We start from the raw sequence: 8,873 nt of genomic DNA, 5'->3' as shown, positions 1-8,873 counted from the left end.
TCGTCGGCTCCCAGAAGAGTCGTTCCGTCCGCTACAATGAAGTCCTCGCCTTTGTGCAACAGCATGTCTGGAAAGTCGACTGGGCTCAGGACCATGTTCTTCTCTGCATTGAGAACAATGTCCTGGCCGTCGTAGGCAGTGACGATACGCCCCTTCACGCCCATGCCCGACGCGTCGGGAGACGTGTCCATGTGCGCGAGGAATGCGATGACTGGAACCGCGTTCGGATGCTCGCAGTTGGCGGGAAGGGTCGCTGTGACATAGCCATTCGCATCAACAGAAGAGTCTTTCAGCCCAAGCCCTTGCAGCTCTGCGTCCAGCTCATGGGCAAGGACGAGTTGTTTCTTGGTGCTGGGAAACGTGACTGAATTCTCGTCCGACTGCGTGTCGAATGACGTGTAGTGCAGGAAACGATCCACCAGGTTGTTCATCGACTCCCCTTTCTCGGGTGCATGATTGCGCCCAGCATCTGATAGTGACTGACTCACTTGCTTGAGTTTCTCCAGTGCGGCCAGCGGGTCAACGATCCCTGATACCGCTGCCTCCATCGGACACGGTCCTGTGCCGGTCCTGTTGAGCACATCGACAATGAGTGCGTCGCACGTGAATGGAATATCGGCTGCGTGCAGGACGTCTTGTGCGCCGGTGCTCATCGTCAAGGCGAAGACCGACCGGGGACGCACCAGCGTGAACAGGAGCGCTGCTGCCCGTCCCACCAGCTTGTCTCCCCAATCCAGAGAACCGTGGCTGACCGCACGTTCCTTCTCGACCGCCAGGACAAGCGCGCCGATCCCCCTGCCGGTCAGTTGGTAGAGGAGTGCTCCATCTGCGACTGCGCAGAGAGTCGCGTCGCCCGACCGTATTGTTGTCCGTACAAGTTCTTCGTTTTCCGTCATGAGTCCCTCGTTTCGCCGCCTCGGAAGCGGCACCGTTCATTGTACGCGAAACCGTTCGGTCGTACAGCCTAATCTGTCACTCCCGCGAAGGCGGGAGTCCAGTTTGTCTCGAACCTGCCCTTCCCAGCGGCGGATCCGTCACTCCTGCGCAGGCGGGAGTCCATCTTGTTGTATTTAGGACTACAATGCTTTACATGGAAACACCAGCAAGGTTCAGGGAGGGATCATGACGTTCAGGGCATCGGTGGAAAGGTATCTGGGGGCAGTCGCGCAGCAGTATCACCGCGGCGACGCGCGCGAGGAGTCATACTATGACGTGCTCAAGCAGCTCTGGGAAGAGCTGGGGTCGCAGCTCAGCAGCGCGCACGCGACGCTGACCGTCCTCCCTCGTCAGACGGAGGCAGGCAACCCGGACATGCGTGTCTGGAGTGGCCAGCAGCATGTCACCGGCTACATCGAGGCCAAGGAGCCGAAAGAAACCAACTTGGACCGCGTCGAAGTCAGTGAACAGCTCAAGCGGTACCGCGCCGCCTTCCCCAACGTCATCCTCACCAACTTCCTGGAGTTCCGCCTCTACCGCTTCGGACAGCCGATGGGCCAGCCCGTGACGATCGGGTCCCTGCAGGCGCTGCAGGCGGGCATGAAGGTGCCCTTGCAGCACGAGGACCAGTTCCGCGAGCTGGTGGAACGCTTCTTCGACTTCCAGCTGCCCCGTACGTACACAGCCCAGACGCTGGCAGTGGCGCTGGCTGACCGTACGCGCTACCTGCAACAACAGGTGTTGGCACAACTGCTCGACGATGAGGGGCACAAACTCAACAGCGAACTCGTCAACCTGATGGCAGAGTTCAAGCAAGTCCTCATGTCCGACCTGACCAGCGACACCTTTGCCGACCTCTACGCGCAGACCATCACTTACGGCCTGTTCGCAGCGCGCATGCGCGTGACCGGCACCTTTACCCGCGAGACTGCGCTCAATGGCATCCCGGCGACCATCGGCATCCTGCGCAAGCTGTTCAAGTACATCTCTATCGGCGATACTCCCGAACGCCTGCGTGTCATCATCGACGACATCGCGGATGTCCTGGCGGTGGCCGACACGGATACGGTGTTCAGTGGCTACGACAAGAACGGCCGTGACCCGGTGGCCGACTTCTACGAGACCTTCCTTGGCGAATACGATCCTGCCAAGAAGAAACAGCATGGTGTCTACTACACACCTCAGCCAGTGGTCAGCTACATCGTCCGCAGCGTGGACCAGATCCTGCGCGACTCCTTTGGCAAGCCCGACGGCCTGGCCGACCCCAGTGTTACCGTCCTCGATCCTGCAGCGGGCACCATGACCTTCCCTGCAACTGCCGTGCGCCTGGCTGCCGCAACCTACAAGGCCAAGTACGGTGACGGCAGTCTGGACAGCTGGATCAAGGGGCATGTGCTGCGCGACTTCTACGCCTTTGAACTGATGATGGCCCCCTATGCCATCGGTCATCTGCGCATGGGCATCCTGCTCACTGAGCTGGGCTACACCATGAGTTCCGACGACCGCTTCAAACTGTACCTCACCAATACGCTCGAGGATACTGTCGTCAAACCCGGCCAGTTCAAGTCGATGGCTGGGCTTGCCGAGGAGTCACTGGCGGCTGGTGCCGTCAAGAGGCGTCAACCCGTCCTGGCGATCATGGGCAATCCCCCATACTCCAACTTCGGTCAGCAGAACAAAGGAGCATGGATTCGCCTTTTGCTGGAGGACTACAAGAAGGGTCTTGATGAGAAGAAGATCAACCTCGATGACGACTTCATCAAGTTCATCCGGTTTTCTCAGTGGAAGATCGACCAAGCGGGCGAGGGCGTCCTAGGGTTCATCACAAACAACACGTATCTGGATGGCGTAACGCATCGTGTGATGCGTTCATCGCTGGCGGCGACATTCGGCGACATCTATGTCCTGAATTTGCATGGGAGCGTCAAGCGACAGGAACACGCTCCAGACGGCGGCTTGGACGAGAACGTGTTTGATATCCAACAAGGTGTCTGCATTGCGTTGTTCGTGAAGAGAAAAGGGGACCTGGCCGGACCTCGCGTTCATTATGCTGACCTGTGGGGAACACGAGAATCCAAGTATGAGTGGCTTGGAGCGAACACCCTTGGGGGGACCGCATGGACCGACTTGGTACCTGCCGCTCCCGAGTTTTGGTTTGTGCCAAGAGGAACAGAAGGAGCCGAAGAGTGGCAAGACATGCGTCGACTGGACGAGCTATTCGAAATCGACTCCAGTGGTATCCAGACGCNNCCATAGCGTGGTCAGAGGAGCAGCTGAGGCGTGTGCTGACGGATTTCGCATCGGCAGACGGCCCGGAAGGTCTGCGGTCGAAGTATGGACTGCCACCCGATGGTCGCGATTGGACAATTCGATGGGCATCAGAACATGCTCGAAACGTGTTGGCTGAGCATCAACCTCTGACGGTCCTGGAATACCGTCCTTTTGACGTTCGTTGGACGGTTCTCGATCGACGTTCCAAAGGTTGGGTCGCTTATCCACGATTCGAGGTCATGCGGCATATGATCTCACCTAACCTAGGGCTAGTCACGACAAGACAGCTTTCCTCGGCAACGTTCCAACACGCATGGATTACCGAGCACCCCATTGATGGCAATACCATCTCCTTGCAGACGCGCGAGTACAACTACATCTTCCCGCTGTACCTGTATCCTGACACGAGTGGCGCCGTCACTGGGACGACATCCGAATTGTTTGAAAATACGCAATGGCCGCCAGGACAGGGTGGTCGTGTTCCTAACCTCAAATCCGCGGTTGTCGAAGGTTTGGCTAAAGATCTTGGCTTGCAGTTCCTTCCAGATGGTTGCGGAAACCCCACAGACGGCACGTTCGGGCCCGAGGATTTGTTGGCATATATCTATGCAGTATTGTACTCACCGACCTACCGTGAGCGCTATACTGACTTCCTCAAGTCCGATTTTCCGCGNNCGCATCCCGTTCACCAAGGACCGCGATACCTTCTTCAAACTGGCTGAACTGGGTCAGCAGCTCATTGACCTGCACCTAATGCGTTCGCCCGAACTCGACAACCCTATCAGCCGTTTCTGTGGCAAGGGCGACAGCGCCGTCACCAAGGTCGAGTACGACGCCGACCGCGGACGCGTCAGCATCAATCCTACCCAGTACTTCGATGGTGTCACCCCCGACCTCTGGACCTACCAGATTGGCGGCTATCAAGTCCTCGCCAAGTGGCTCAAAGATCGCAAAGGCCGCTTCCTCACGAGCGCCGACACCATCCACTACTCTCGTGTCGTTACTGTACTCTCCAAAACAACAGATCTGCAATGCGCTATCGATTCGGTAGTGACCAGTATCTTCCACGAGGGGGATACCTGATGTCTTGCGGGGATGCCACATACCACGGCTGTCAGGAAGGAGATTGAACATGTCCGACCAGACTGAGAAAGCAGATGTTGCATCGCTGAATGGCCCAGCATCTTTCGATTTCATAAGTTCCGAAGATTTGAGAAAGTCCCTTGAGAGCGACTACTCAGAGCTGACAAAGGCAATTTTGGCAAACATGTGGAAATCGGCTTGCATCTTGGCCGGCAGCATTGCAGAGGCTGTTCTCATGGACTACATCGTGGTGACAGGTAAGTGTAAAGCTGAGGTTGAAGATCTTGCTGTTTCCGGTATCGGACTGCAAAAGCTTATAGATGCTGCTATTGGAGTGGACGTAGTGGCTTGTGAGCAACTACCAGATGCCGGATGGGAGTTTACCCAACTGGTCAGCAAGGGTGCAGTGGCGAGGAAGTCCGGAGAATCCAGCGGCCTCAGAACAGCCTATGCAATGTCATTGGCGGTAGTGGATTTCCGCAATTTCATTCATCCTGGCCGCGAGTTGAGACTGAAGGAGCATGTAGATGAAGGCTTAGCTCTGGCCGCTCGTGCATTTGTACTTCGGTTGTGTTCCGATTTATCGAAAGAGTCAGCTGTACGCTATCCCTATAGAGCTGAAGATATCATGGATAAGGCACAAAGGGACGCGAATGCCCGTACAATCCTCGAGACCATGCTGAGCAAGACCAGACCGACTGAAATCACTCAGCTGCTGGACAGTGTTGCTCCAGATGCTTTCCAGGAGGAGTGTCGCAGACCAGACGAGACTCTGGAGCGAATCTCTGCCTATCCCTACGATTATGATAGTGAGGAGTCTGAGGGCTATGAGGATATGCGTGCGGCTGCCGAGTTGAGTCGCAAGGCCGATGCGCAGGTATATCGGATTGCCTTCGATTGGGGTACAGCAGCACAGAAACGTGCAGGACTTCATGCAATAGCGTGTCTGCTAACAGCGGCCACATCGGCTACTGCCGTCAAGGTTGAAACAGAGCTTCTGCAGATGGCAGACTTGGAGTATGCATCGGATGAAGACAGAAGTCTCATCATCGGGGATGTTCTAGACCGCGTTTGTAGCGTGAATGCTGAGCAAGATCTGCTGGAATCAGTGTCGGGCATCGGGGCTTGGATTGCGCCCGAGCGCGCGTCTGAGTTTACCAGAGCGCTACTGAACCAGAGCTTTCAACCGCAAATCGAGGAAGTTACTAGACAGGCAGCCTTTTGGCTTCTGAAGAATGAGTACAGGAATATGGTTCCAGAGACACAAGCCAATGTCTTGTTGACCGCGACCAAGTATCATGACCACATAGTCAATCACTCACAATATGAGGGAGACGTCAATGCCATCGAAAATCTGATCAACGATTGGGAGGTAGCAGCTGAGTCGTAGCGCTCACTAGGCGGACGAGTTCCACCAAGGGGCCGAGTCGGGTGCCGTGTGGTCTACCTCCAAGAGCCACAGTGGTTTGATAGACCAGAGGGCGCGTCACTTGAGCAAGACTCGCTGAACACGCGAATGGTGCGATCTACTCCGCGGACGTGGCATCCTCCTGCTACATGAGGGTCGTATCGGCAATGTACTCGTGGGCAGCCGCAAGGGCGTTCTCAGGCTGTTGATATTCGTGACACTTGTCCTGGATGCGACGCCTGTTGCACCAAACCTCAACACGCCTGCCTGACACCGTGAGAAGGTAGTTCTTGTCATCACCCTTTGGAACGTTTTGTGAGCCCGTCCACCGATACGTGGACAGTCGACGCCAGTCAATCAAAGGCCTTAAAGAGTTCAATGCACATTGCATCTCCGATGCTGATTGGTAGCGATGTTCCAGCCTCGGGTTGGTAGCCTTGTTGACTATTCGCCTAAGTTTGTCCGGAACAAACGGCTCGAAGCCTATAGTTGTTACGAGACGGCCGCTGCGTATCACCTGCTCACGATCTTCGATGGTTTCACACTTTGAGTGCCAGTCCGAGATGTTGTTTAGACACCTGAACAGCGTCATTCCCGTTGCATAGATGTCACTCTGGACTGAACATGGTGCACCAGAAAACCATTCAGGAGCCCTGTGGGTTTTGTACACCACTGCATATGGGGCCCACGTTTCGCTCACAATGCCAGCTAGTCCGAAGTCGCCCAAGCGTATTCCGGACTTGGCCACCATGACGTTGCTCGGCTTGATGTCTCGATGGAGAATTCCCTTTGTATGCAGGTGCTCCAACCCGCTGAGAATCTGAGCAAAATACCTGAGGCAGTCGTGACATGAGATGAACCGACTGGCTAACTCATGTTGAAGTGATCCGCCATCGACGTACTCCATGTCTATGCCAACACAGGCATGGCCATCCCAGGACAGAAGCACAACCGAGTTCACCTGAATCACATACGGATGTCTGGAACGATACTGCAGAGAGGCTTCTTGGATCTTCTCAAAGATTTCACCAGCGTTCCGAGGATCGTCAATTGGCACGACCTTCAGTGCCAGCTTCCTGCCCAGATGAATGTCATGTGCTTCGTACACGGCTCCGAAATTGCCATGGTCGATAAGCCTATCTAGATGGTATTCGCCCAGATCCGAGGGAATCGGGATCATGATCGCAGCGCCAACCAAGCAGCAAGCACGGCCTGCTTCTGGTTCTCGTCCCAATAGTGTCCGTCATGAGCAAATGTGGAATCACACTCTTCAGATAGTAACTCAGCGTCCTTCTTTCCGGCTTGTTTCGTTAATCCGAAACGTTTTGGGGAGAAGGATTGCTTGACGCAGTCTAGTACGGGAATTGGGGGATCTATTTGTTGGCACAGGAAATGGACAATCGCGTTCGGAAAGACAGCCCTCTCCACGAATTCGATTTTCAGACCGAAGCCACGCCCCGCTATCGGAAGCCGTGCTGCCACAATAGTGGGCTCATAGCTTTCCAGGAGACTTGAGACCCGACCTGCGTACCATTTCATCAGTTGTGCAGTGGTCATTATCTTGGGCACATCCTCCCTACGTCGATCTGTCAAAGTCGGTGAGGCATTGTCTTGCTCAAGCACTGCCCAATAGAAGTAGTTGGTCAATGTGAACATACCCAACGCGCATTTGTGCTGACTCGTTTCCATGGCACTCTCTCCATTTGTCTCCAACAAGCTCTGTTTTCGTAAGGATTTCAACTCAGAATCTCTCCGCAAATTCTCGTGCCTGCTTGTCCAAGTTCTGGTCGTCTACGTCTTCGCCACGGGTAGCCCAGGCGGGGAGAGGGAAGTTGATGAGGACGGGGGCNNGGGCGGGGATGTCGGGCTGGTGCGCGATCAATGTGCTGGGATGGACGATGAGGAAGGAATTGGGCACGCAACCGTGCCCATGAAGTTCGTTCACATCAGAGTCCAGCGCGGTTCGCCGAATGGAACCGTGATCTGTGGTACGCAGGAATGAAGTTGCGCTTACTGCTAGAGCGATAGGAGTGCTGAAGGAGCGCAGTTTCACAAAGTCCCAGCCCAGAGAGTCCATCTCAAAGAGAAGTTCACGAGTTGCTAGTAGAAGCCTTGCCAGTGCCGATTTTGGCTTGACTGCCCTTCTTCATTCCAGAGGAAAGACGACACCAGTCACGGAAGGCCAACGAGACACGATCAAAATCATCTTCAGATGGGAGAAAGCCACTGTGGGCCAGAGTATTGCGGATTTGCTCCAACTCTCTGAAGCGCAATTCTGCGAATTCCTCTTGGGGTATGACTGCCTCGAAATCAACCTTGTACTTATGAATGAGGGCCAACAGGTCTGTATAGTCAACATAGAACAGGGGAGAAGAACCCCTGGGAGCAATCCATGATTGTTTTCGCTCCTTGTCTTGGCGCTGTTGCATCTTCGTGCGCATTTCAGCATTAGAAGCAATATCCCACCATTTGGGTCCNNATAGAGTTTTCGAGACAGTACCACAGCATGTATAGATCGCCCATGCGTTGGGCTTGTGCTATCTCTTCTGCGCCCAGATATGGTGTTGTTCTAATGTCGACCAAGGACGGATGCTCAGCGGGTTTGGCTGCCAAGACAGCTCCATACTGCTTCTCTAACCGAATCGCCGTCTTCCTGTCAACGTCAAACAAGTCCTTGCCAGGAACGGCTTTATGTATGTCTCGTGACATCGAAATGGCGGTACGGAGGCGGTTTCGGTTAGGTCTTGCCAATTTCGCGCGAACGAAGAATGCCATAATCTCCAGGAAGGAAACCGGGCCGCCTACTGTCTTGTCGTGAAACCATGCAAAAGCGATGGCTTCTCCCAACTGAGTCTCCTTGCGGAGCACCAGTTGGTTGCAGAACACTTGGAACAGTGCGTCAAAACCGTCGTTCTGAGTCACGCTGACGCTATGCGGTTCCGTTGTCTTTTGCCGGGAGATCCTTTTCGACATGATCTTCTCCTGTGTGGTGCATAACATATCCGTCTCCATCCTTCAAAATGTAGTCGCGCTGAAGAAGATTGGATATGACCGATTGGAGGCGCTTTGGGATCTTTTCATCCACCGTACGAAGCCCTGTGAAGATTTGATCCCGGATGAGCTTGGGACTCCCGAGGTTCCTGCTTAGCCAACTCATTACAGTAAGGACCTGGTC

At 54.8% G+C, this 8,873-nt stretch carries 8 protein-coding genes and 1 pseudogene; 4 read left to right on the top strand and 5 right to left on the bottom strand.

Annotation, left to right across the window (positions count from 1 at the left end):
* Positions 1-896, bottom strand: an 896-nt coding sequence (locus SMC5_RS09895) for a DUF1893 domain-containing protein (protein WP_119120582.1), incomplete at its 3' end; no start/stop codon positions are given.
* A gap of 226 nt (positions 897-1,122) precedes the next feature.
* On the opposite strand from SMC5_RS09895, the gene SMC5_RS09890 reads away from it, so the two are divergent.
* The 4 genes from SMC5_RS09890 to SMC5_RS09875 all read left to right on the top strand — a co-directional run bounded on the left by SMC5_RS09890 (position 1,123) and on the right by SMC5_RS09875 (position 5,680).
* Positions 1,123-3,192: an N-6 DNA methylase gene (locus SMC5_RS09890; protein ID WP_119120581.1), complete on the top strand. Its 2,070-nt coding sequence runs from the start codon at positions 1,123-1,125 to the stop codon at positions 3,190-3,192.
* A complete protein-coding gene (locus SMC5_RS11810; protein ID WP_407079770.1) occupies positions 3,123-3,929 on the top strand; it encodes a type ISP restriction/modification enzyme in 807 nt (268 codons plus the stop codon). Before SMC5_RS09890 ends, SMC5_RS11810 begins: the two co-directional genes overlap by 70 nt.
* Positions 3,814-4,290 carry a type ISP restriction/modification enzyme gene (locus SMC5_RS09880; protein ID WP_455423461.1) on the top strand — a complete coding sequence of 159 codons (477 nt, stop codon included), beginning with the start codon at positions 3,814-3,816 and terminating at the stop codon, positions 4,288-4,290. The genes SMC5_RS11810 and SMC5_RS09880 overlap by 116 nt, the downstream gene beginning before the upstream one ends.
* Before the next feature lie 49 nt (positions 4,291-4,339).
* Positions 4,340-5,680, top strand: coding sequence for a hypothetical protein (locus SMC5_RS09875; RefSeq protein WP_119088127.1), 1,341 nt, complete (start codon positions 4,340-4,342; stop codon positions 5,678-5,680).
* Between the two features lie 163 nt (positions 5,681-5,843).
* Here SMC5_RS09875 and SMC5_RS09870 read toward each other — a convergent pair whose 3' ends face one another.
* From SMC5_RS09870 to SMC5_RS11170, 4 genes and pseudogenes are all read right to left on the bottom strand, one after another.
* On the bottom strand, positions 5,844-6,878 hold the full coding sequence (locus tag SMC5_RS09870) for a serine/threonine protein kinase (protein WP_119088126.1): 1,035 nt from the start codon (positions 6,876-6,878) through the stop codon (positions 5,844-5,846).
* Positions 6,875-7,387, bottom strand: a complete 513-nt coding sequence (locus SMC5_RS09865; protein WP_119088125.1) for a hypothetical protein — start codon at positions 7,385-7,387, stop codon at positions 6,875-6,877. The genes SMC5_RS09870 and SMC5_RS09865 overlap by 4 nt, the downstream gene beginning before the upstream one ends.
* A 401-nt stretch (positions 7,388-7,788) precedes the next feature.
* Positions 7,789-8,139, bottom strand: coding sequence for a hypothetical protein (locus SMC5_RS09855; RefSeq protein ID WP_119120577.1), 351 nt, complete (start codon positions 8,137-8,139; stop codon positions 7,789-7,791).
* A gap of 488 nt (positions 8,140-8,627) precedes the next feature.
* A pseudogene (locus tag SMC5_RS11170) lies at positions 8,628-8,873 on the bottom strand (hypothetical protein); the annotation flags it as partial.

Origin of the sequence: Candidatus Cryosericum odellii (genome assembly GCF_003570935.1) — a bacterium.
Taxonomy (GTDB): Bacteria; Caldisericota; Caldisericia; order Cryosericales; family Cryosericaceae; genus Cryosericum; species Cryosericum odellii.
The sequence above is the reverse complement of the archived record's forward strand: the minus strand, read 5'-3'. Positions and strand labels throughout refer to the sequence as shown.

What these genes read in the sequence shown, in the direction of transcription:
- SMC5_RS09870 (WP_119088126.1), bottom strand. Translation starts at nt 6,878, where the DNA reads ATGATCCCGATTCCCTCGGATCTGGGCGAATACCATCTAGATAGGCTT.
- SMC5_RS09855 (WP_119120577.1), bottom strand. Translation starts at nt 8,139, where the DNA reads ATGCGCACGAAGATGCAACAGCGCCAAGACAAGGAGCGAAAACAATCA.
- SMC5_RS09865 (WP_119088125.1), bottom strand. Translation starts at nt 7,387, where the DNA reads ATGGAAACGAGTCAGCACAAATGCGCGTTGGGTATGTTCACATTGACC.
- SMC5_RS09875 (WP_119088127.1), top strand. Translation starts at nt 4,340, where the DNA reads ATGTCCGACCAGACTGAGAAAGCAGATGTTGCATCGCTGAATGGCCCA.